Origin of the sequence: Gordonia rhizosphera NBRC 16068 (genome assembly GCF_000298195.1) — a bacterium.
Classification (GTDB): Bacteria; Actinomycetota; Actinomycetes; order Mycobacteriales; family Mycobacteriaceae; genus Gordonia; species Gordonia rhizosphera.
The window spans coordinates 24,942-46,318 of record NZ_BAHC01000055.1; the positions used below are offsets into that span (position 1 = coordinate 24,942).

Consider the following 21,377-nt stretch of genomic DNA (forward strand, 5'->3'; position numbering starts at 1 on the left):
GTATGTCCACCACAAACATCGAAACAGTCATCATCGGGGCAGGTCAGGCCGGCCTGTCCACCGCATATCAACTGCTGGAACGCGACCACGACTGTGTGGTCCTCGACGCCAACCACCGCGTCGGCGACAACTGGCGCAGACAGTGGGACAGCCTCCGGCTCTACTCCCCGGCTCGCTATGACGGACTGCCCGGCTACCCGTTCCCCGCACCGGGGTGGTCATTTCCCGGCAAGGACTCCGTCGGCGAGTATCTCGAGTCCTATGCACGACGGTTCGACCTGCCGGTCCGCTTGAACACCCGGGTGGAGTCCGTCGACGCAGACGGGAACGGCGGGTTCCTCGTCCGCACCGGATCGCAAACGATCTCCTGCCGCAACGTCGTCGTGGCCACGGGTACCTTCGGCCGCACGCCCAACATCCCCGACTGCGCCGCCGACCTGGACCCGTCGATCCTGCAGCTGCACTCGAGCGAGTACCGTCGCCCGGCCCAGCTGCGGGACGGCCCGACGCTGGTGGTCGGCGCGTCGCACTCCGGTTTCGACATCGCGTACGAGGTCGCCGAATCACACCCGACGATTCTCTGCGGTCGCGACTGCGGATCCATCCCGTTCCGCCCGGAGTCGATGCGGGCACACGTGCTGTTCCCCATGGTGGTGTTCGCCTGGCGGCATGTGTTGACCCGCCGAACACCGATCGGCCGCAAGGAGATGCCCAAGGTGCGCCACCATGGCGCCCCCGCGCTCCGGGTCAAGAACTCAGACCTGCGCAAGCGGGGTGTGCGGCGCATCGGACAGCGCGTGACCGGCAGCCGCGGCGGCATGCCGGAGGTGGCCGACGGCGAGGTCCTCGACGTCACGAACATCGTCTGGTGCACCGGTTTCCGTCAGGTCTTCGACTGGATTCATCTACCGGTCCTCGGCGACGACGGATGGCCCGAGGAGATGCGCGGCGTCGTCGACAACGTCCCCGGACTCTACTTCTGTGGCCTCGCATTCCAGTACGCGTTCAGCTCGATGGTCCTGCCCGGTGTCGGGCGCGATGCCGCCTATATCGCCGACCGGATCGCCGAGCGGGCCGCTCAGGACAGCACAGTGATGCATCAACCGGCCTGAGACGCCGACTCCCCGGGTGGATCGTTCTACGCTCGAGGAGGAGGTGAATGTCGATGGCGGTCACCGACGAACTCGAGCGCGCCCGCGAGCACTTCGACGCCGGAGAGTGGGGAGCCGCGCTGCGCACCTGGGAGTCGATCGACCAGGGTCGGCTGTCGGCGGATGATCTCGAGGATCTCGCCGTGGCTGCCTACCTGGTCGGCCGCGATTCGACGGCCGCCGAGGCCCTCCAGCGGGCGTTCCAGACCTGTATCGACGACGCCGACACCCTCGGTGCGGCTCGGCGCGCGTGCTGGATCGCGATGATCATGTCGATGGCCGGCCAGCCGGCGGTCGGTCAGGGGTGGGCGTCGCGGGCCGAACGGCTCCTCGACGAGTTCGACGAGGACGTCGAGGAGCGCGGGTATCTCGAGATGAACCACGTGTACGCCCATCTCGCGGTCGGAGAACTCGACGAGGCGACGGAGTCCGCGCGCCGTGTCGCCGACGCGGGCAGGCGCTTCGCCAATCCCGATCTGTTCGCCGCCGGCATCTCCGCGGAGGGGCGGATCATCCTGGAACGCGGCAATGTTCGGGAGGGACTCGCCCTGTTCGACGAGGCGATGGTGTCGGTGACCGCCGGCGAGGTGTCCGCGGTGTTCGCCGGCATGGTGTACTGCACGATGATCGAGGGCTGCCAGGACGTCTCGGACTTCGGTCGCGCCGCGGCCTGGACGGCCGCGCTGAGTCAGTGGTGCGACAGGCAGCCGGGTCTGGTGCCCTACCGCGGGCAATGCGCGGTTCACCGCGGCCAGATCTGTGCGTTGCACGGCGCATTCTCCGATGCCATCACCGAGTTCGATGACGCGCTACGCCGCTACCGCGAGACGTCTTCACCGGCCGCCGGTTTCGCCCTGGCCCTGCGTGGTGACATCTACCGGCTGACGGGTGAACCGGACAGCGCGGAGGACTCCTACGAGCAGGCGGCGGAGTTCGGCTACGAGCCGCAACCCGGGCTCGCGCTGCTCTGGCTGTCGCGCGGGCGCCGCGACGCCGCACTCGGTGCGATCCGTCGGCTGCTGGTGGAATCCCAACAGCCGGTGGAGCGCTCACGAATCCTCCCCGCAGCTATCGAGATCCTCATCGCCGCCGGCGAACTCGAGCAGGCCCGGGAATCCGCGCGGGAACTCGACCACATCGCCTGCGGTTTCAGCTGCGTCGCACTGCAGGCGATGGCCGCCTATGCGGCGGGAGCGGTCGAGTTGTCCGACGGCGATCCGGCCGGAGCGCTGCCCTATCTCCGTAAGGCCCGCCAGCTGTGGATCGATCTGGACTGCCCCTACGAGACGGCACGCGCTCAGGTGCTCATCGGCCGCGGGCTGCGAGCCCTCTCCGACACACGTTCGGCCGACGCGACACTCGCGGCGGCGCACCGGACCTTCGTCGACCTGGGCGCGAAGCCCGCCGCGGACGAGGTCGCCGGGCTGCTCACGCCGGAGGGGTTCCCCGCCGGACTGACCGATCGTGAGGTCGAGGTCCTGCGACTCGTGGCCACCGGACGCAGCAACGGCCAGATCGCTGCCGAGCTGGTGCTCAGCGAGAAGACCGTGTCACGCCACCTCACCAACATCTTCACCAAACTCGACGTGAACACACGTTCGGCGGCCACCGCATACGCCTACGAGCACGGTCTCATGTGATCTCCGGCGGCGGTAGCCCTGCGTACACTCGTCGGCGAAGAAGGAGGTATGCGGTGATCCGGCTCTGGGGTGTCGTTGCCCTTGTGGTGGCAGCAGCGGCGTTGATCGCGGTGGCAATCCTCGGCCCGTGGGGGTGGTACATCCCGGCGATCATCGTTGCCGCACTCGCTGGTGTCGGCGTCTTCGATCTCCTCCAGCATCGGCACTCTGTCCTGCGGAACTACCCGGTTGTCGGGCATATGCGTTTCCTGCTGGAAGCCATCCGCCCCGAGCTGCAGCAGTACTTCATCGAGCGCAATTTCGACGGCCGCCCCTACGACCGAGATGTCCGGACTCTCATCTACGAGCGTGCCAAGGGCACGTCGGCCGAGCTCTCCTTCGGAACCGAGCGTGACATCGACTCCGACGGCTACGAGTACCTCGTCCACTCCACCGCCCCGGTCGACCCCACACCCCGACCGCACCGGGTCCGCATCGGTGGGCCCGACTGCCGTCAGCCCTACGACATGGCCCTGCTGAACGTCTCGGCCATGAGTTTCGGGGCGCTGTCGGGAAATGCCCTGCGCGCATTGAACAACGGAGCCAAGAAGGGCGGATTCGCCCACGATACCGGTGAGGGCGGTATCACGCCCTACCATCTCGGCGGGGCGGACCTGGTGTGGGAGATCGGGTCCGGTTATTTCGGCACGCGTACCACCGACGGGCATTTCGATCCCGTCCAGTTCGCCGACAAAGCCGCGATCGACCAGGTGAGGTGCATTTCGATCAAGCTGAGTCAGGGGGCGAAACCGGGTATCGGCGGGGTCCTCCCGGCCACCAAGGTCAGCCCGGAGATCGCCCGCTACCGGGGCATTCCCGCCGGCGAGAAATGTGTCAGCCCGGCAAGCCATTCCGCGTTCTCCACACCACGGGAGCTGGTCGGCTTCGTGGCACGTCTGCGCGAGTTGGGCAACGGGAAGCCGGTTGGCTTCAAGTTCTGCCTGGGGTCACGTGTGGATGTGCTGGCCATCTGCAAGGCGATGCTCGACGAGGACATCACACCCGACTTCATCATCGTGGACGGATCCGAGGGTGGAACCGCCGCTGCCCCACTCGAATACGAGGATCACGTGGGCCTTCCGCTCACCGACGGCCTGATGACCCTGCACAACGCGCTCGTCGGCACCGGCTTGCGCGGACGCATCCGGATCGGTGCCGGCGGCAAGGTCGCGACCGGCAACGACATCGTCAGGCGACTGATCCAGGGTGCCGATTTCACCAACGCGGCACGGGCGATGATGATGGCCACCGGATGTATCCAGTCGCAGCGATGTCACACCAACCGATGTCCCGTCGGTGTGGCCACACAGGATCCGAGACGGGCCCGTGCTCTGGACGTCGACGACAAGAGTGAGCGCGTCTTCCGCTACCAGCACGCAACGGTCGACGAAGCGATGCGGCTGATGGCCTCCATGGGAGTCGAGCACCCGTCGCAACTCTCACCGCATATGCTGCGCAAGCGGATCTCGGTCACCCGGCAACGTTCGTATGCCGAGATCTACGAATGGCTCGGTCTTGGACAGCTGATCGACGACACTCCCGAATCGTGGGTCGAGGACTGGACGTCCGCCGATGCGGATTCGTTTGCACCGGCGGGTTTCGTCACCGTCCGCTGAGTCCATGAGGAGTTCGTCCGGTGGTTCGTCCCCCGAAAGTCGGGCAATCCTCCACCTGCACAGACGGGGAATGGCCCGAATTCTGGGGGAAGAAGCGAGGTGTGCGCCGGTGCGCGGCGAATGGGGGTGGGTGGGGAGTGGGTGTGGGATCATGTCCGCACCAACCGACGATTCGAGGTGGACATGCCGGACGAGGACCCACGGTACCTGTCCGATCAGCTGCTCACCTACCTCGGGAACAAGCGGGCCCTGCTCCCCCTGATCGACCGCGCCGCGGCGCATGTGCAGCAGCGGTTGGGCCGCAGGCTGACCGTGCTCGACGCGTTCTCCGGCAGCGGCGTCGTGTCCCGGCTCCTCAAGGCCCGCGCGAAGGTCGTGATCGCCAACGACCTCGAGTCCTACGCACGGGTGATGAGCGAGTGCCACCTCACCAACCTGGGCGACGTCGACCTCGACGAGATCGCCTCGCTCGTCCACCGCGTCAGCGAGCAGGTCGACAGCGGCCTGACCGTGGACGGATTCATCTCCGAGCTCTACGCCCCCGACGACGACGACGCGATCCGTCCCGGTGAACGGGTCTTCTACACGCGCGACAACGCCCGCCGACTCGACGCGTACGCCTGGCTGATCGGTCAGCTCGACCCACAGCTACAGCCATTCCTGTTGGCGCCGTTGCTGTCCCAGGCTTCCATACACGCCAACACCTCGGGCGTCTTCAAAGGTTTCTACAAAGACAAGCACACCGGTCTGGGACGATTCGGCGGGGCCGGCGAGGATGCGTTGGCTCGTATTCGCGGCACGATCCGCATCGCGCCCCCGGTGTTGAGCCGTCACGACGCGGAGAAGCGGGTCCTGCAGGTCGACGCCAGCCTGCTACCCGACCTGACCGGCCCCGTCGACATCGCCTATCTCGATCCGCCCTACAACCAGCACCCCTACGGTTCGAACTACTTCATGCTCAATCTGCTGACGGACTACCGGCGGCCGCCGCAGATCAGTCGGGTGTCGGGCATCCCGACCGACTGGAACCGTTCGGATTTCAACGTCCGCAGCCGGTCCGCCGACCGGATGGCCGAGTTGACGGACGCACTCGATGCCCGCTTCCTCCTCGTCTCTTTCAACGACGAGGGGTTCATCGCGCCGACCGACATGGTCGAGATCCTCACCGCGGTCGGTGCCGTGACCGAATTCCGTTCGAAATACAACACGTTTCGGGGGAGCCGCAACCTCGGCGGACGCGCCACGCACGTGACCGAACATCTCTATCTGGTCGAGAAGCGCTGAGGGGACCCGTCACTTCCTCGACAGCGATGCATCGAGCGCGAGTAGCTGTTCGGCCTGGACGTCACGCAGCACGGCCATCGTCGCGGTCACCGCGATCTCGCAGGCGACGTCGATGTCGGCGTTGTCGACGATGACCGCGCGGTAGGCGACGTCGAGACTGATCCCGATCAGCAACGACGCGAGTGTGTCGGCGCTGGCCTCGATCTGCGCCCCGCGGGTCGCGTAGTTCTCCCGCAGACGGGCGGCCACCCGCGGCTCGAGGGTCTGATAGAGCCGACGGCCCGGGTCCTCGGCCTCCTGCCGGTGGCCGAGGAGGATGCGCAGTCCCGCCGGGTTGCGCCGCGCGTATTCGAAGGTGGCCTCCACCGATCGCCGGGCCCGCTGTCCGTAGGGCATGTCCGCGATGTCGTCGTAGGCCGCGAACATCCACTGCGTGAACTGGTCGAGCTCTCGCTCCACCACCTTGTCGACGAGCGCATCCCGCGACCCGAAGTGGGCGTAGAGCGTGACCCGGCTGGTGCCGCCGCGCTCGGCGATCATGTCCATCGTCGCCCGCTCGACCCCGACCTCGGCGATCACCGAGGTGGCGGCATCGAGCAGTTCGTCGTCGGTCGGCCGATTCCGGGTGTTACGCGGCCGTTTGCGGCTCCGCGAACCCTCGGCTCGTCCGGAGTTGGTCACTCTGGTCTCCTGATGTCAGGTCGTTGAGCGGGTGGGCGATACCGCGATCCGATACGTCCCCCGACACCTCTCTCAACCGGCGCTGTCCGATCCGCCCAACCGGCCGAAATAGGCGTCCTCGACGGTATCGCGGTGCTCCCGCAGCTCGCTCGCCGAGCCCCGCAGTGCCACCCGACCGTGGTGGAGGACAATCCCCGAATCGGCGATGCCCAACGCGAGGTCGATGTGCTGTTCCACCAGCACGATGGCCATCTGCTGCTCGTCGGCCAGGGTGCGCAGCCGCGGCAGCAGATCCTGCACCGCGATCGGCGACAGACCGAGACTGAGTTCGTCGATCAGCAGCACCGAGGGCTTGGTCAGCAGCGCCTTGGCCACGGCGAGCATCTGCTGCTCGCCGCCCGAGAGGGTGCCGCACCGCCGCCCACGCAGCGTGTGCAGTTTGGGGAACTGCTCATAGACGTCGGCGAGGTTGCCCCCACCCTTGCGCTGGGCCAACCGCAGGTTGTCGACCACCGAGAGCCGGTGGAAGATACCGCGGTTGTCCGGCACGAGGGTGACACCGCGGCGGGCGTTGCGCTCGACATGGCTGTGGATCGGCTCGCCGAGCGCGCTGATGGTCCCGGACATCACCGGCAGCGCCCCCACCGCGGCCAGCAACGTGGTCGTCTTGCCGGCGCCGTTCGGACCGAGCAGGGCGAGGATCTCTCCGGGCGCCACCGCGGTGGAGAACTCCCGCACTGCGGGCACACCTCCGTAGCCGACGGTCACCTCGTCGAAGACCAGGACCCCGGTCTGCAGCGCGGGTTGGGACACGGTCGAACTGCTGGTCATGAGTCCTCCTTCTCGGGTGCCCCGTCGATCTCGGTTGCCCCGTCGACCTCGGGCGCCCCGTCGCTCTGGGGTGCGTCGACGATATCGACCGGGACGATCTCCTCACCCTGTACCTCGGCACTGCCCAGGTACGCGGCGACCACCGCGGGATCCTCCTGGATCTCGTGGGGCGACCCCGAGGCGATCACCCGTCCGAAGTCAAGCACGTAGAGCCGATCGCAGACGTCGAGGACCAGCGACATGTCGTGGTCGATGAGCAGGATGCCGACACCGGTGGCCGCGATGCGTCGAAGTTCTTGACCGAACTCACGGCTCTCATGGGTGTCGAGACCGGCCGCGGGCTCGTCGAGCAACACCATCCGGGTCCCGCCCACGAGCGCACGCGCCACCCCGACCAGCTTCTGCTGACCCAGCGTCAGCTCACCAGGCCGACGGTCGGCGACGGGGCCCAGACCCACCAGGTCCAGCGCCTCCTCCACGACCCCGGCCGGTGGCCGGGAGCCGGTGAACACGTCCAGGAGCAAAGCCCGCAACCCGATCGGCTGCACCGCGACCGCCAGGTTCTGGGCGACGGTCAGGTCCGCGAACAGCTCGCCGGCCTGCCAGGTTCGTGCCATCCCCGCGTTGCGGCGACGATGGGGACTGGTCTTCTCGACGCGGTGACCGTCGAGGACGACCTCGCCCTCGGCCTTCACGAAGCCCGTCACCGCGTCGACGAAGGTGGTCTTCCCGGCGCCGTTGGGCCCGATGAGCCCGACGATCTCGCCACCCGACACGGCGATGTCGATGTCCGCATTGGCCGTGACGCCGCCGTAGCGGACGCCCAGCCCCTTGGTGCTCAGCAGTGGTTGTGTTGCAGTTGCGGCCACGGTCTCAGACATTGCAGTCCGCCTTCGTATTCGGTGATGCCACAGCAGGCGTTGACACTCCGTCGGACATGACGTGACGCCTCGCGGTGAGACGATCGACGAATTCTCCGACCGCTCCCGAGATACCGACCGGGTTGAGCACCGCCATCAGCAGCAGGCCACCCGCGGCGATCAGGTCGTAGTATTCGCCGAGTTCGAGGGTCTGATTCAGGAAGACGTACCCGACGCCAAGCGGCCCGATGATGCCCGCGATGAACGCGCCGGACACCGACGTGATCCCGCCGACATAGGTCATCGCAAGCATGACCAGACCGATGATCACGGTGAACGATCCAGCGGACAGCTGCCCGCGGCTGTACCCGATCAGACAGCCGCCAATACCGGCTAGGAACGCCGAGAGCGCGAATCCGAAGAGCTTGGTGGCGGCGACGTTGATGCCCACCGACGCCGCCGCACGTTCGTTGGACCGCACCGCGAGGAACGCGCGGCCGGTCGACCCGGCCATGAACCGCATGACCACGAGGGTGGCGATCGCGACGACGACGAGCACCATGAGCGAAAAGCGCAGCGTCACCAGGTTGGTGCCGTCACGCACCCCGAGATCGATCCCGAACAGCGACGGGTCGGAGATGATGTTGCCCTCGTAGGCGGTGATCGCCGGGTTGTTGAACACGAAGCCCTGGATGGCGATCGCGGCCGCCAGGGTGACCACAGCCAGCTGCGCGCCCCGGATACGCAGCGCCGGAATGCCGACGAGGACACCGAGTCCGGTCGCGATCAGGGCCGCGAACAGCATGCTGAACGGGAACGGCACATGCCAGTTGACCGTGAGTTTGGACAGCGCGAAACCGGCGGCACCGGCAAAGGCCATGGACGCCAACGAGATCTGGCCCAGATAACCGGTCAGAAGGACGAGCGACAACGCGATCAGCGACAGAATCACCGAGGTGACCACTCCGAATCGCCATGTGCCGGAGGTGATCACGATCGCGACGACGGTCACCGCCAACACCGCGATGGTGGGCACCGGGCGGACACGGGGAATGCGCACGGCGGGCATCTTCACCTCGCCCAGCGAGCCGCGCGACGGGATGCGGCCGCCCATCAGGAACAGCGCGACGACGATCACCACGAACGGCAGTGCGTCGCCGAGTCCCGCCTGCGCCCAGTCCGGCCACCAGTCCTTGGTGGTCAGCCAGGTGATGATCGCCTGAAACGACCCGAGAGCCAGACCGGCGCCGCAGGCCACGCCGAATGACGTGAGGCGACCCAACAGTGCGACGGCCAGTGCGGGGATGACGTAGAACGTGTAACTGGTGACGTTGAGTCCGATGGTGAACGAGGCGAGGATGACGATCAGACCCGTCGCGGCGCCGGTGAGGACCCACACGATCGCGGCGAGACGATCGGGTGAATAGCCGACCAGTCGCGCGGCGAGCTCGTCCTCCGCGCCTGCTCGGGTCGCGACACCCAGGCGGGTGAGGCGGAAGTAGGCCCAGAACAGCGCGGCGATCACGATCGCGATGCCCGCGAGGATCAGGTCGGACACGTTCACCACGGCGCCGGCGAACTCGATGGTCTTGTCCGGCAAGGTGGCCAACGCGAACAGGGTGCCGGTGTCGAATCGGAGTTGGACGAGCGCCTGGATGAACAGCATCAGGCCCACCGAGGCGACGACCTGCGCCAGCACCGGCGCGGTCCGCAGCGGCCGGAAGACGAGCAGGTGGGCGGCGATCGCCCACACGACCGCGGACAGGACGCCGATGATGATCGCAGGGATCATCGGCATCGGGTCGTCACCGCCGGTGAGCGGGATGGTCCCGATCGGCAGCACGAGCCCGCCGTCGTCCCGGAGGGCGGCGACCTGGTAGACGGCCCAGAGGCCGATGGCTCCCTGTGCGAAGTTGATGATCCCGGTGGCCGCGTAGACGCCGACGAGTGACGACGCCATCACGGCGTAGACGGCACCTGTGGACAAGCCCAGGAAAGCGAATTGGAGGAACTGACCCATTCGGTGACCCAATCGATCGGCGCGCCCGGAGTCTCACCGACAGCGGCGCGAATGTATCCGGTGACGGACGGTGGGTCGGGCGAGCTCAGGTCGCCCGACCCACCGTCAGAGCAGTGTTGCCGAACCTTCCCTATGCGGCGCCCGGAATGAGCTTGAGCACATCAGGGCTCGGGGTGATGAACCCGTCACCGACAGGCGTCTGGGTCTTGTCGGCGGTCACCTCGAACAGCAGCATCTCGGTGGTGCAGTTCGGAGTGGTGGGCTTGTTGCAGGTCAACCCGGTGGGACCCATGAAGCTCTCGAAGTCGGTGAGCCCCTTGAGCCCGTTCAGCACGTTGGGACCGGTGAAGTCGGTGACCCCGGCCTTGTTGAGCCCGTTGGCCATGTTGACCAGGATCGAGAACGTGCCGTACGCGAAGAAGTCGGGGGTGCCGTCCTCATCGTTGATGTACTTCTCGGCGATCTGCAGGTTGGCCTTTGCCGGCTCGGGTGTCGAGTCGATCGCCGGCGGCTGCCAGAACGGTGAGTAGGTCTGCGCACCGACCGCCTGCGAACCCATCGTCTGGATGAACTCGGTGCACGCGGCCAAGAAGATCGTCCCCTGATAGCCGACCGACCGCATTTCCTGGGCCAGCTTGGTGCAGGTGTTGTCGTTCGGGGACGTCATCAGGCCCGCCGCGTCGGGGTTGCCCTCGGCGAGAGTCGTTGCGAGAGCTGTGAAGTTCGGGCCCGTCGGCGGGTAGTACACGGCCTTGACGTCGATGCCGAGCTGCTTGCCGAGCGGCACGAGCAGTCCGTCGAAGACCTGATGCGCCTGCGGCAGATCGGCATTCGCCAGTGTCAGCGAGGACTTCCCGGCGGCCTTGAGTGACTGCATGAAGCCGACCAGGAACGCGGCCGGAGGGGGACCGAAGAAGACGCGGTTCTCCGGGGAGGCCCCGGTCGCGGTGTTGAACGGGATCTGCCCGACCAACGGGATCTGCGCCGAGGTCAGGATCGGCATGGCCGACTGCGACTCCGAGTTGTACGCGTCGACGGCGGCCACGACCCCACCCTGCACGAGTTGGTTCGCACACGCGATCGTCGATTCCGGAGCGGTCTGGTCGACTCCGCAGTCGACGACCTCGATCGGCCGGCCATTGAGTCCGCCGAGCGAGTTGTTGATGTAGTTGACCGCGGCATCCTTGCCGGTCGTCACGCCCGGCTGGGGCGCCGGGCCCTGCGACGGGTTGAACAGACCGATCTTGATCGGATCACCCGACGCCTTGACGCCGCTCTCGTCGACGGCACTTGAATCGCTCGATCCGCTGTCGTCGCTGCTACACGACACAACGGAGAAGACGCACGCCGCCGCGATCGCAGCCGCGACGACCCGCCCAGTTCGCCTAAGCATTCTCACACGCCTTTCCCACCGACCTCCGGGCACGACCGATCAGCCCGGAGGGGCTCTTGAGTTACAGGGATGGAGTACCGGGTCACCGTGTGGCGAACCGGGGGTGAGATCCGGGTATGTGATCTCCACCACCGGCAAACTATCGCGTGCCTTACACCCGTGTCAAGCTGTCAAGCCACGGTCAAACAGTCTGCGCGCGAACAACACCCGCCCGCCAAAGGTGGGTCAACCGTCCAGAAAGTGGCGTTGTCCCAGCACGTCGGGGATCCCTACCGAGGGAGTTCGGACCCCTTGTATCTTTCGGCCGCATAGCGTTTCATCGCGACGCGTTCATCGGCGCGCTTCGGATAGCCGAAGAACACGACGAGGGCCCCGGCGACCACGACGACGATCGCGGCCGCGTACGCGCGTGCGTCACCGTCGACGAACGCCTGCTGCGCCGCCGAGATGATCTGATCGGCGTACTGCGGGTAACGCTCGGCCATGACCTCGGCACTCGAGAAGGACTTCGTCAGGGCGCTCTCGGTCTGGCTGGTCACCTCGTTCGCGTGGGGTGACGCGGCGATGGACGCCGACAACGCCTTCGCATAGCCCGCCGTCAAGATCGCACCGAGGAGGGACTGCATGATCGCGCCGCCGAGATCGCGTTGCAGGTCCGACATGCTCGAGGCCATCCCGGCACGTTCGATGGGGACCGAACCGGTCAGTGAGTGCGACGCGGGAGTACCGGCGAAGCCGACACCGATACCGACCAGCAGATACGCGCTGAGCACCACCCACAGCGAGGCCGAATCCTTCCAGGTGGTCAACATGGTGACCAACCCGGCGACGATGAAGACGTACCCGGTCAGCAGCGTCAGTCGTGACCCTTTCGACTCCACGAGTTTCGCCGACTGCGGTGCGACCACGACCATCGCCGCGGCCGCCGGGATGATCATCGCTCCGGAGGCCAGCGTCGAGTAGCCGAGGACGTTCTGCAGGTACTGCTGCCCGATGAACATCGTGCCCATCAGCGTGCCGAACACGATGATGCCGCCGACGGCGGCGACCCAGAAGGTCCGTCGCGAGGCCACGCGGAGGTCGAAGAGCGGGACCCGGACCCGCAGCTGACGGATGACGAAGACGACCGTGGCCACCACTGCGACACCGGCGAGGACCAGGACCGCGGTCCCATCGCCCGGGACGGGCGCGAAGTTGAGTGCGAGGACGGTCGCCCCGACGAGAACGATCGAGAGGATGCCGCCCAGATTGTCCACCGTCGCCCGCTCGTCACCGCCGTCTCTGGGAACCAGGAACCATGCGCCGGCCAGTGCCACCACCGCCAAGGGCAGGGTCACGAGAAAGACCGAGTGCCAGGAGAACACCTCGAGCAACGCTCCGGACATCAGCGGCCCGGACGCGGAGAGGGCCGCGCCGAGCGCCGACCACGCGGCGATGGCCCTGGTGCGTTTGGCTCCCGTCCACAATGCGGTGATCATGGCCAGGGTCGTGGGGAACGCGAGACCCGCCGCGATGCCGCCGACGACCCGGGCGCCGAACAACACGTCGGCGTTCGGCGCGAACCCCGCGACCAGCGATGCCGGAAGTGACAACAGCATGCCGTAGACCAGCATCCGCTTGCGGCCGTACCGGTCGCCCAGTGCGCCGAAGTAGAGCACCGAGGCGGCCAGGCCCAGCGAGTAGCCGACCGCGATCAGATTGAGCTGGGTGGAACTCGCGTCGAGGTCCTTGCCGATGTCGGGCAGCGCCACATTGGCAACCGCAAGGTTGATGTTGGCGACGCCGGCCACCAGGATCAACGCTCCGAGGACCAATGGGGCTCGGTCGGGGGCAGTACCTTCGTCAGACTGCACCTCTGTCGATGTCATGGTCCGAGCCTACGATGTGACACCGGTGTCGTCCGGCCCAACGGCCACGCCCGGACCGGACACCGATCGTGGTGGAATGGGATTGCCTACCACCGAGACCGAGGTGAGACTCAATGTCGAGTTCCATACAAGCAACCGAGACGGTGTCCGATGCCAACACACGAGCCCGATCCGATCTGCCGTTCGGTGACACCCGCGACCTCGCCGACGCCGATCGCGGCTTCATCGCGGCGCTCGACCCGCCGGTGATCTCGGGTCCCGACGGCAACCCCGTGTGGGACTGCGACGAATTCGCATTCCTCGCCGAGGACTGCCCGACAACGGCCAACCCCAGCCTCTGGCGACAGTCCGAACTGTGTGCGCGGCAAGGTCTTTTCGAGGTCGTCGAGCGGATCTACCAGGTTCGCGGTCTCGATCTGTCGAATATGACGATCGTCGAGGGCGACTCCGGGGTCATCGTGATCGATCCGCTGATCTCCGCCGAGACCGCCGCCGCGGGCCTGGCGCTGTACCGGTCGCAGCGCGGTGACCGGCCGGTGAAAGCGGTGATCTACACGCACTCGCACATCGACCACTTCGGCGGCGTCAAGGGCGTGATCACCCAGGAGTCCGTCGACGCAGGGGACTGTGCGGTGATCGCTCCGGCCGGCATGGTCGAACACGCCGTCGCCGAGAACGTCTATGCCGGAACCGCGATGGGGCGCCGCGCCGCCTACATGTACGGTGCGGCACTCCCCCGCGGTCCGCGCGGTGCCGTCGGCGCCGGACTCGGGCAGTCGACCTCGACCGGTACCGCGACACTGATCCTGCCGACGATCGACATCACTTCGACCGGCGAGACCCATTCGATCGACGGTGTCACGATCGAGTTCCAGATGACGCCGGGCACCGAGGCTCCGGCCGAGATGAACTTCTACTTCCCGCAGATGCGGGCGCTGTGCATGGCCGAGAATGCCACCCACACACTGCACAATCTGCTCACACTGCGAGGTGCGCTGGTGCGCGACCCACACGTCTGGTCGCGGTATCTGACCGAGTCGATCACGATCTTCGCCGACCGGTCTGATGTGTTGTTCGCATCCCATCACTGGCCGACGTGGGGTACCGAGGAGCTCACCGAGTTCCTCGAGCTGCAACGCGATCTGTACGGGTATCTACACGACCAGACCCTGCGCATGCTCAACCAGGGCCGCACCGGGAGCGAGATCGCCGAGGACATCGCGTTGCCGCCCGCGCTGGAGAACGCCTGGCACACCCACGGCTACTACGGCTCGGTCAGTCACAACGTGAAGGCCATTTACCAGCGCTACATGGGCTGGTTCGACGGCAACCCGGCGCACCTGTGGGAACACCCGCCGGTGGAGTCTGCCAAACGGCACGTCGAGTTCATGGGCGGCGCCGACGAGGTACTCGCCAAGGCGCGGAAGTCCTTCGAAGAGGGCGACTTCCGATGGGTTGCTCAGGTCGTCAACTACGTGGTGTTCGCCGACCCCGACAACCCCGCGGCCCGCGACCTGCTCGCCGACACCTACGAACAGCTCGGGTACGGCGCCGAGTGCGGCACCTGGCGCAACTTCTTCCTGATGGGTTCCTACGAGCTGCGCAACGGTTCGGTCGGCACACCGACCACGACCGCCGCCACCGACATCGTCGGCGCCCTGACGGTCGATCAGTTCTTCGACGCCGTCGCGCTCCGGGTCGACGGACCGGCGAGCTGGGACGCGCACATCGTCATCGATTGGGTGTTCACCGACGAGCAGCGGCGCCACCGCACCGAACTCCGCAACGGCCTGCTCGTCCACTTCGATGTCCCCACCGACCGGCCGGCCGCCGAGACCACCTTCACGCTGACCAGGCCGGTCCTGATGCGACTACTGCTCGGGAGGCTCGACCCGAGCAGCGCAGTCGAGGACGGGACCGTCGCCGTGACCGGAGACCCCGGACGATTCATCGAACTCGCCGGGTACCTCGACAGACCGGATCCAGGTTTCGCCATCGTCACCCCGTGACCGCCGGGACGGGGATTCAGGAGAGACCGGTGATGCCCTTCCCGATCAGCATCGCTCCGATCACCACGATCAGGGTGGTCATCACGGCCGCGTTGTGGGCCGACAACCAGTCCTTGAGCCGGGCCAGGGGCTCCCTGAGACGTTGCGCCGACACCTGATATGCGATCACCGGGATCACGACGGTGGTCGCGGCGAGCAGCGAGTAGACCACCACGAGGACCACATCCGAGCCCGCCGGCAGTGATGCGCCACCGATGGTGACACCGGCGGCGATACACATCATCAGGTTCTTCGGATTGACGGCCGCGAGGGCGAAGCCCAGACCCAGCGCGGGGACCGGCCTCATGTCGTCGATCGCGGCCATCCATTTCGGGGTCGACTGTTCGTCGCGGGATCGCCAGCGCCGCAGCCCTACGACAAGCAACAGAACGCCGAGGGCGAGCTTGATCCACGCGCTCGTCGTCGACGTCGAATCATCGAAGCCGCCGCCGATAAACACGAACACCGTGGTGGCGATGACGATTCCGGCCAACCAGCCGGTCGCGAACCCCACGCTCGTCGTGCGGGCATGCGTGCCCAGCAGCATCAGGATCGCGCCGATGATCGGGATCGGCGAGATCGCGACCCCGACGGCCAGCGGCAGCAGGTCACCGAGTGCAGCGCCCATGGATCGATCCCTTCCTCCGGCCGACGACCACCGATTCCTACCGCCGAAACCCACTCCTCCACTGCGGCATTGGGGCGGGGCATATTGGAGGGTGGGCTTTTGGGTGTGCCCAGGGCATTTGGTGTGCCCGCGCCCTGCTGTCAGCAGATCGTGATGGTCACCGGGCCGATCGGAAAGTGGAAACAGAACGACAGCGAACCGACGTTGAACACCTCGTGGCGTCCGAGTGGCGCGGCGCTCGCCGCCGGCGCGGCCACGGCACCCACCGAGGCCACCACGGCCGCACTGGCGACGGCCAAAGAGAATCTGCGCTTCATCGTCCACTCCATTCCGCCCGCACCGGGACCTCCCGCACCGATGTCGCGGCCAAGTCTATCGCCGACCGTCCATTCTCTCAGCGGGCCGACGGCGCCGACCTGTGCTTACGTGGTCGGATGAGCACCACCCATCTCGGCCGGATCTTCCATGTCGCCGGCCGCCCCGAGGCGTCCGACGCGGCCGCAGCGCTGGTCTGGATTCCCGACGGCGCGCTGGTCATCGACGACGACGGCGTCGTCAGCTACTGCGGTCCGCGGGATCATCGCCCGACTCCGCAGGACGGGCACGACGAAGTGATCAACGATCACGGGGACGGATTTCTGCTCCCCGGCTTCGTCGACACGCACATCCACTTCCCGCAGACCTACTCGCTCGACGCCTACGGCGGTGGGCAGCTCCTGGAGTGGCTCGACAACTGCATCTTCCCGGCCGAGGCGCGCCTGGCCGACCCGGAGTTCGCGACCCGGATCGCACGGGATTTCACGGCCCGTCGTGTCGCGGCGGGGACCACGGCGGCGATGGTGTTCGGTTCGGCCTTTCCGCACGCTCAGGACGCGTTGTTCGCCGAGACTCAGCGATCGGGACTGCGGATCGTGAGCGGCCGCGGTATTCAGACCGTCGGTTCCGAGTCATCGGCACCGCTGTTGACCTCGGAGAGCGATGCGATCACCCTCACCGCCTCGGAGATCGATCGTTGGCATGCGGCCGATTCCGGTGATCCGTCGACGGCGCTGCTGCAGACGGCGATCGTGCCGCGGTTCTCGTTGTCGGTCACCACCGAGACACTGGCTGCGCTGGGCGAGCTCTACGACGGGGTCCGCGCTCGCGGCGTGTACGTCCACACCCACCTGAACGAGAACAATCGCCCGGGAACGGGTGAGATCGATTCGGTGAAAAAGACTTTCGAGGTCGACGCCTACCTCGACACCTACGACGGCCGGTTCCTGCCCGGCGGGCGCGTCGGCGGGTCGAGTCTGCTGGGTCGCCGCACCATCATGGCGCATGCGGTGCACTGCAGCGACACCGAGTTGGCCCGGATGGCCGAGACCGGCACGTCGATCGCGCATTGCCCTGTCTCGCAGTTGTTCCTGGGCTCGGGCACGATGCCGTGGAAACGGACGCTCGCCGCCGGGGTCACCGTCGCCGCGGGCACCGACGTCGGCGCGGGTGACGAGTGGCTGATCTCGCGAGTGCTCTCCGACGCGTTCAAGGTGCACCTGTCCGAGCCCGGCGAGGACAGCGTCTCGCTTCACCCGGCCGAATTGTTGTTCACGGGTACGCTCGCCGGCGCACGCGCGCTGGACATGGAGGACCGCTTCGGCAACTTCGACGTCGGCAAGGAGGCAGATTTCCTTGTCATCCAACCTGATCGGTGGGCGCCGTTGGATTCCCTCCTGCGCCACGGCATTCGCGCCGACGACGACGTCGTCGCCCGCGACCAGATCCTGTTCGCCCTGCTCATGGGTCTCCGCGAGCCCGCCATCACCGAGGTCTATGTGCGGGGCGCCCAGGTCGGGGTGTGACGCGGCGCGCCGGGTGGCCTACTCGGCGATGCGCAGGCCGTCCCACTCATGGTCGTACATGAAGCCCTCGGCAAGGCCCACGCGATATCGCAGGCAACTGCGCAGGATTCCTGCGTAGGCCACCGGCAGCAGGATCGCTGGTCGCCGATCGCCGGGTTCGCTGACCACATCCTGCGAGGCGCGGAAATCGCGGACGAACCCGCGCAGGGTGTGGTGCCCGCGCGACGATTTCCGCCAGCCGTAGAGCAGCATCCCCAGACCGATCATCTTGTTCACCTCCGGGTCCGGGGTGATCAGCTCCGTGTTCTCCCCGAAGAACGCCCGGTCGACCCGATCGGCGGGCGAGAACATCATGATGCCGCTGGTGGCGCGGGGGTTGCATTCGATGGAGTACAGCCCGCGCTGCGGAACCTCGATGAAGTCGAATCCGACCTGCCCGGTGAAGTTCTGGTCGGCCACGAACTCGCTGACCCACTCGACGATGCCGTCGTGGCGCACCGACCGGAAGTTCAGGCAGGAGCTGCCGTCGATGGCGTAGTCGACCGGATAGGTGGCGTGCGCGAAGATCTTCCCCTCTCGGCAGATCGAGTAGGTGCAGTACTTGTCGCCGTGCACCCATTCCTGGGCGAGCCACGGATTGATCGGGTCGTGGTCGACCCAGTCGAGCGCCTCTCCGGGCGTGACCTTGTGTACCTGTTGCGATCCGCGTGAGTAGCACTCCTTGAGGGCGAACGGGTCATCGAAGTCGAGTGTCGCAACATCGCCGGGTCCACGCACCTGCGCATACTTCAGCGTGGGAAATCCGCGCGCCGCCAACAACTCCTGGAACTCGAACTTGTTGTGCAGGCTGTTCTCGGTCTCGAAGTCGGAGAGGAACAACTCACACGTCGGCGGGAAGATGTCGGTCATCATCGACAGGACGTCGGTCTCCTCATGCATCGGGATGACCATGTCGATGTGCTCGTCGGCAACGATGCGCGCCAGCGCATGACAGTAGGCGCGCGGCTCGAATTTCGGTGCGGGGACACGGTGAAAGGCGTCGGCGGCGTGGGAGAACCTGGTGATCCCGATCGGGACGCTGTCGACGATGGTCACCCTATGTCCGGCGGCCGACATGAGCCGCGCAAGGTCGAGCGTCAGGAACGACCGCCCGAAGGTGATCATCACGTGTCTACGTTCGGAACTCCCCACCCGGCCGAGTGTAGGAGCCGAACCCCGGTGCGCAATTCCACACACCGGAAATGGAATAGCCCGCCGAGCGGGAACGTTGGACAATCTTGATGTATGCGATGACCAGGGCCGACTGGTCGAACTCGCGGGCGACGCCGCTCGTGGACATCGGCCCGGATCGCGATGCGACGTCACGACGGGGTGGGAGTCGGTCCAGGTCGGGTGGCCCGAGTCGGGTTCGGAGGTGCGTGAGATGTTCTTGATCGGGGTGATCGCAGCATGTCTCGCCGCCGTCGCCTACGGAATGTCGACGGTCCTGCGCGCGCTCGGGGCCCGTCGGGTGGCGATGACGGCCCGCGAGGAGGGCGAGGAGACCGAGCAGACCAATGCGGTGGGCGGGCCGTCGCTACGGTCCACGGTGTCCACCATCCTCGACCCGGCCTTCATCCTCGGCACCGTCATGGTGGTGCTGGGTTTCGCCGGCGGCGCCGTGGCCGCCCGGTTCCTGCCGCTGTTCCTGTCCCAGACGATCGTGTCGGCGAATCTCGTGGTCACCGCGCTGTTGGGCACCATCCTGCTCAACATCGCCCTGCACACCCGGGACTGGATCTCCATCTGGCTCGTCGTGTTGTCGCTGTGTCTGCTCGGCCTGTCGTCGGCGTATCACACCGGCGGCGGCGAGAGCGCGACGTTCCACTGGGAACTGTTCGTCGCCACGCTCGGACTCAGCGGACTCGCCCTGATCTGTGTGTACCGCCTCGGCAGACATGCCGCGATCGCCGGTGGGGCGGCCGCCGGGCTGTTGTTCGGCATGATCGCGATCTCGGTGCGGATCCTCGACGGCGTCGATCCGTTCGAGCCCGTCGAACTGATCACCGACCCCGCAGCGTGGAGTATCGCGGTCGCCGGAGCCACCGGGTTCTTCGTCCAGACCGTCGCGTTGCAGGTCGGCGCGGTCAACGGCGTCACCGCGGTCCTCGTCGTCGGCGAGACCGCGGGCCCCAGCCTTGTCGGGGTGCTGTTTCTCGACGACACCGCGAAGCCGGGGCTCGGGTGGCTGGCGATCGTCGGCTTCGTCGGCGCGGTCATCGGCGCCGTGCTGGTGGCCTGGTACGGCTCTGGCGACCCCGACCACTTCGGCGAGGCGCCGCCGCAGAAGGGCGGGTGGCGGCGGGGCCGTATGGAGGCGCCCGACGACACCCGCGCCATCGACACCGCGAGCTGGGGCAACGCCCTGTTCGGCCAGGCGGCCTGGGAGCGGCAGGCCCGGCACGAGCAGGAAGCGACCCCGAACAAACCGACCTCCGACCGGCGCGACCGCTGAGCCGGCCGGTCGCGGTCAGCGCTTCGTGCGGGTCCCCGGGAGAATCCCGGCGTCGATGATCGCCTTCACGTAGGGCCGGGTCCGATCGAGCAGATCGTCGGCGCCCGATCCCGACCACGCCGGCGCGCAGAGTGCGTCGGTATCCGCTTCGACGGCCCGGTACAGTTCGAGGCCCGCATCGGTCAGACGATGTCCTGAGTCGCCGTCGGTGACGAGTCCGCGGGCGGCGAGGCGCTGCACTGAGGCGTCCCACGCGTCGTCGGACCAGCCACGGGTGATCTGGACCAGCTTACGGCCGAGAACCCGGCGACGGATCGTCGGGTCCGGTAGCTGCGCCTCGTGGAAGGTGACCGCGTCGAGGCCGTCGAGACCCCGGTTGACCAGCACGGCGATGTGGTTGTCACCACGCCACTCCCGCAGGATCGAGATGGCGTGCCACAACGCGAGATGCGGGTCGTCGGGGGCCGTGTCCGCGGCCCAGGCCGCCGCCAGCGGCCGACCGCCCAGCGGCAGATCCGCGGCGATCTCGGCATAGCGTTTGGCCAGCTCGATGATCTCCGGATTCTCGATCCGGTCGGCCAGGATCTGCCGCAACTGCTCGTCCAGCATGACGAAACGTCGTTCGGCGATCGTGTCGAGACCGACGCGGCAGGCGGCCGTCCAGGCCGCGGTGATCAGGTCCGGGGCGAAGTTGAAGAACGCGGAGGTGACCACGGTCGGGTGGCAGGGGCCCATCGGCGCGGCACGGGCGCCGACGTAGAACGCGCGCGCATCGAGTCCGGTGTCGGCCTGCGCCGCCCGCAGACCGGGGTTGAAGTAGACGAGAACGTGGAGTGGTTCGAGAGTTTCGTAGGCCTTGCGGGCGGTGCCGGCGGCGATCGAGGTCATGGGTTCACACTCGCGGGCAGTGCGCGGGTGTGTCAACCGCACCGGGAGATGGCTCGACGACGGGCGTTTCGACCCGCGACGATGCGCGAGCCGGT

General features: G+C 67.0%; 17 protein-coding genes. 7 read left to right on the forward strand and 10 right to left on the reverse strand.

Features of this window, described 5'->3' with window-relative positions; genetic code table 11:
* The first annotated feature begins 2 nt into the window (after positions 1–2).
* The 4 genes from GORHZ_RS05840 to GORHZ_RS05855 all read left to right on the forward strand — a co-directional run bounded on the left by GORHZ_RS05840 (position 3) and on the right by GORHZ_RS05855 (position 5,730).
* Positions 3–1,112, forward strand: coding sequence for a flavin-containing monooxygenase (locus GORHZ_RS05840; RefSeq protein WP_006331212.1), 1,110 nt, complete (start codon positions 3–5; stop codon positions 1,110–1,112).
* A gap of 53 nt (positions 1,113–1,165) precedes the next feature.
* The gene (locus GORHZ_RS05845) at positions 1,166–2,791 is read left to right on the forward strand and encodes a LuxR family transcriptional regulator (RefSeq protein ID WP_040530397.1); all 1,626 of its coding nucleotides are present in this window, start codon (positions 1,166–1,168) and stop codon (positions 2,789–2,791) included.
* A 53-nt stretch (positions 2,792–2,844) separates the two neighbouring features.
* On the forward strand, positions 2,845–4,446 hold the full coding sequence (locus GORHZ_RS05850; RefSeq protein WP_006331214.1) for an FMN-binding glutamate synthase family protein: 1,602 nt from the start codon (positions 2,845–2,847) through the stop codon (positions 4,444–4,446).
* A gap of 183 nt (positions 4,447–4,629) precedes the next feature.
* Positions 4,630–5,730: a DNA adenine methylase gene (locus tag GORHZ_RS05855; protein ID WP_040530399.1), complete on the forward strand. Its 1,101-nt coding sequence runs from the start codon at positions 4,630–4,632 to the stop codon at positions 5,728–5,730.
* A gap of 9 nt (positions 5,731–5,739) precedes the next feature.
* On the opposite strand, the gene GORHZ_RS05860 is transcribed toward GORHZ_RS05855, so the two are convergent.
* The 6 genes from GORHZ_RS05860 to GORHZ_RS05885 form a co-directional block, all read right to left on the reverse strand.
* Positions 5,740–6,411 carry a TetR/AcrR family transcriptional regulator gene (locus GORHZ_RS05860; RefSeq protein ID WP_006331217.1) on the reverse strand — a complete coding sequence of 224 codons (672 nt, stop codon included), beginning with the start codon at positions 6,409–6,411 and terminating at the stop codon, positions 5,740–5,742.
* Positions 6,412–6,483: 72 nt separating this feature from the next.
* A complete protein-coding gene (locus GORHZ_RS05865) occupies positions 6,484–7,242 on the reverse strand; it encodes an ABC transporter ATP-binding protein (protein ID WP_006331222.1) in 759 nt (252 codons plus the stop codon).
* The gene (locus GORHZ_RS05870; RefSeq protein ID WP_006331224.1) at positions 7,239–8,123 is read right to left on the reverse strand and encodes an ABC transporter ATP-binding protein; all 885 of its coding nucleotides are present in this window, start codon (positions 8,121–8,123) and stop codon (positions 7,239–7,241) included. The genes GORHZ_RS05865 and GORHZ_RS05870 overlap by 4 nt, the downstream gene beginning before the upstream one ends.
* The gene (locus GORHZ_RS05875; RefSeq protein WP_006331225.1) at positions 8,116–10,122 is read right to left on the reverse strand and encodes an ABC transporter permease; all 2,007 of its coding nucleotides are present in this window, start codon (positions 10,120–10,122) and stop codon (positions 8,116–8,118) included. The genes GORHZ_RS05870 and GORHZ_RS05875 overlap by 8 nt, the downstream gene beginning before the upstream one ends.
* 130 nt (positions 10,123–10,252) lie before the next feature.
* Positions 10,253–11,515, reverse strand: coding sequence for an ABC transporter substrate-binding protein (locus GORHZ_RS05880; protein ID WP_006331228.1), 1,263 nt, complete (start codon positions 11,513–11,515; stop codon positions 10,253–10,255).
* Positions 11,516–11,784: 269 nt separating this feature from the next.
* On the reverse strand, positions 11,785–13,383 hold the full coding sequence (locus GORHZ_RS05885; RefSeq protein WP_006331230.1) for an MFS transporter: 1,599 nt from the start codon (positions 13,381–13,383) through the stop codon (positions 11,785–11,787).
* 113 nt (positions 13,384–13,496) lie between these two features.
* Here GORHZ_RS05885 and GORHZ_RS05890 point away from each other — a divergent pair, with 113 nt between their 5' ends.
* Positions 13,497–15,392 (forward strand): alkyl/aryl-sulfatase, encoded by a 1,896-nt coding sequence (locus GORHZ_RS05890; RefSeq protein ID WP_006331232.1) that lies wholly within the window; start codon positions 13,497–13,499, stop codon positions 15,390–15,392.
* Between the two features lie 16 nt (positions 15,393–15,408).
* Here GORHZ_RS05890 and GORHZ_RS05895 read toward each other — a convergent pair whose 3' ends face one another.
* Complete coding sequence (locus GORHZ_RS05895) at positions 15,409–16,059, reverse strand: GAP family protein (RefSeq protein ID WP_006331234.1); 651 nt, start codon at positions 16,057–16,059, stop codon at positions 15,409–15,411.
* 140 nt (positions 16,060–16,199) lie between these two features.
* Positions 16,200–16,376, reverse strand: coding sequence for a hypothetical protein (locus GORHZ_RS31220; RefSeq protein ID WP_006331238.1), 177 nt, complete (start codon positions 16,374–16,376; stop codon positions 16,200–16,202).
* 117 nt (positions 16,377–16,493) lie between these two features.
* Here GORHZ_RS31220 and GORHZ_RS05905 point away from each other — a divergent pair, with 117 nt between their 5' ends.
* Positions 16,494–17,900: an amidohydrolase family protein gene (locus GORHZ_RS05905; protein ID WP_006331240.1), complete on the forward strand. Its 1,407-nt coding sequence runs from the start codon at positions 16,494–16,496 to the stop codon at positions 17,898–17,900.
* An 18-nt stretch (positions 17,901–17,918) separates the two neighbouring features.
* Here GORHZ_RS05905 and GORHZ_RS05910 read toward each other — a convergent pair whose 3' ends face one another.
* Positions 17,919–19,064, reverse strand: coding sequence for an ATP-grasp domain-containing protein (locus GORHZ_RS05910; protein WP_006331241.1), 1,146 nt, complete (start codon positions 19,062–19,064; stop codon positions 17,919–17,921).
* A gap of 259 nt (positions 19,065–19,323) precedes the next feature.
* Here GORHZ_RS05910 and GORHZ_RS05915 point away from each other — a divergent pair, with 259 nt between their 5' ends.
* Positions 19,324–20,394 carry a hypothetical protein gene (locus tag GORHZ_RS05915; protein WP_006331242.1) on the forward strand — a complete coding sequence of 357 codons (1,071 nt, stop codon included), beginning with the start codon at positions 19,324–19,326 and terminating at the stop codon, positions 20,392–20,394.
* A gap of 15 nt (positions 20,395–20,409) precedes the next feature.
* Here GORHZ_RS05915 and GORHZ_RS05920 read toward each other — a convergent pair whose 3' ends face one another.
* Complete coding sequence (locus GORHZ_RS05920) at positions 20,410–21,282, reverse strand: SCO6745 family protein (RefSeq protein ID WP_006331243.1); 873 nt, start codon at positions 21,280–21,282, stop codon at positions 20,410–20,412.
* Positions 21,283–21,377: the final 95 nt, after the last annotated feature.

Excerpts from the sequence above, each read along its gene's own strand:
- GORHZ_RS05910 (WP_006331241.1), bottom strand. The coding sequence starts at position 19,064 with ATGATCACCTTCGGGCGGTCGTTCCTGACGCTCGACCTTGCGCGGCTC.
- GORHZ_RS05895 (WP_006331234.1), bottom strand. The coding sequence starts at position 16,059 with ATGGGCGCTGCACTCGGTGACCTGCTGCCGCTGGCCGTCGGGGTCGCG.
- GORHZ_RS05915 (WP_006331242.1), top strand. The coding sequence starts at position 19,324 with ATGTTCTTGATCGGGGTGATCGCAGCATGTCTCGCCGCCGTCGCCTAC.
- GORHZ_RS05855 (WP_040530399.1), top strand. The coding sequence starts at position 4,630 with ATGCCGGACGAGGACCCACGGTACCTGTCCGATCAGCTGCTCACCTAC.
- GORHZ_RS05885 (WP_006331230.1), bottom strand. The coding sequence starts at position 13,383 with ATGACATCGACAGAGGTGCAGTCTGACGAAGGTACTGCCCCCGACCGA.
- GORHZ_RS05870 (WP_006331224.1), bottom strand. The coding sequence starts at position 8,123 with ATGTCTGAGACCGTGGCCGCAACTGCAACACAACCACTGCTGAGCACC.
- GORHZ_RS05920 (WP_006331243.1), bottom strand. The coding sequence starts at position 21,282 with ATGACCTCGATCGCCGCCGGCACCGCCCGCAAGGCCTACGAAACTCTC.
- GORHZ_RS05890 (WP_006331232.1), top strand. The coding sequence starts at position 13,497 with ATGTCGAGTTCCATACAAGCAACCGAGACGGTGTCCGATGCCAACACA.
- GORHZ_RS05840 (WP_006331212.1), top strand. The coding sequence starts at position 3 with ATGTCCACCACAAACATCGAAACAGTCATCATCGGGGCAGGTCAGGCC.
- GORHZ_RS05880 (WP_006331228.1), bottom strand. The coding sequence starts at position 11,515 with ATGCTTAGGCGAACTGGGCGGGTCGTCGCGGCTGCGATCGCGGCGGCG.
- GORHZ_RS05845 (WP_040530397.1), top strand. The coding sequence starts at position 1,166 with ATGGCGGTCACCGACGAACTCGAGCGCGCCCGCGAGCACTTCGACGCC.
- GORHZ_RS05865 (WP_006331222.1), bottom strand. The coding sequence starts at position 7,242 with ATGACCAGCAGTTCGACCGTGTCCCAACCCGCGCTGCAGACCGGGGTC.
- GORHZ_RS05905 (WP_006331240.1), top strand. The coding sequence starts at position 16,494 with ATGAGCACCACCCATCTCGGCCGGATCTTCCATGTCGCCGGCCGCCCC.
- GORHZ_RS31220 (WP_006331238.1), bottom strand. The coding sequence starts at position 16,376 with ATGAAGCGCAGATTCTCTTTGGCCGTCGCCAGTGCGGCCGTGGTGGCC.
- GORHZ_RS05875 (WP_006331225.1), bottom strand. The coding sequence starts at position 10,122 with ATGGGTCAGTTCCTCCAATTCGCTTTCCTGGGCTTGTCCACAGGTGCC.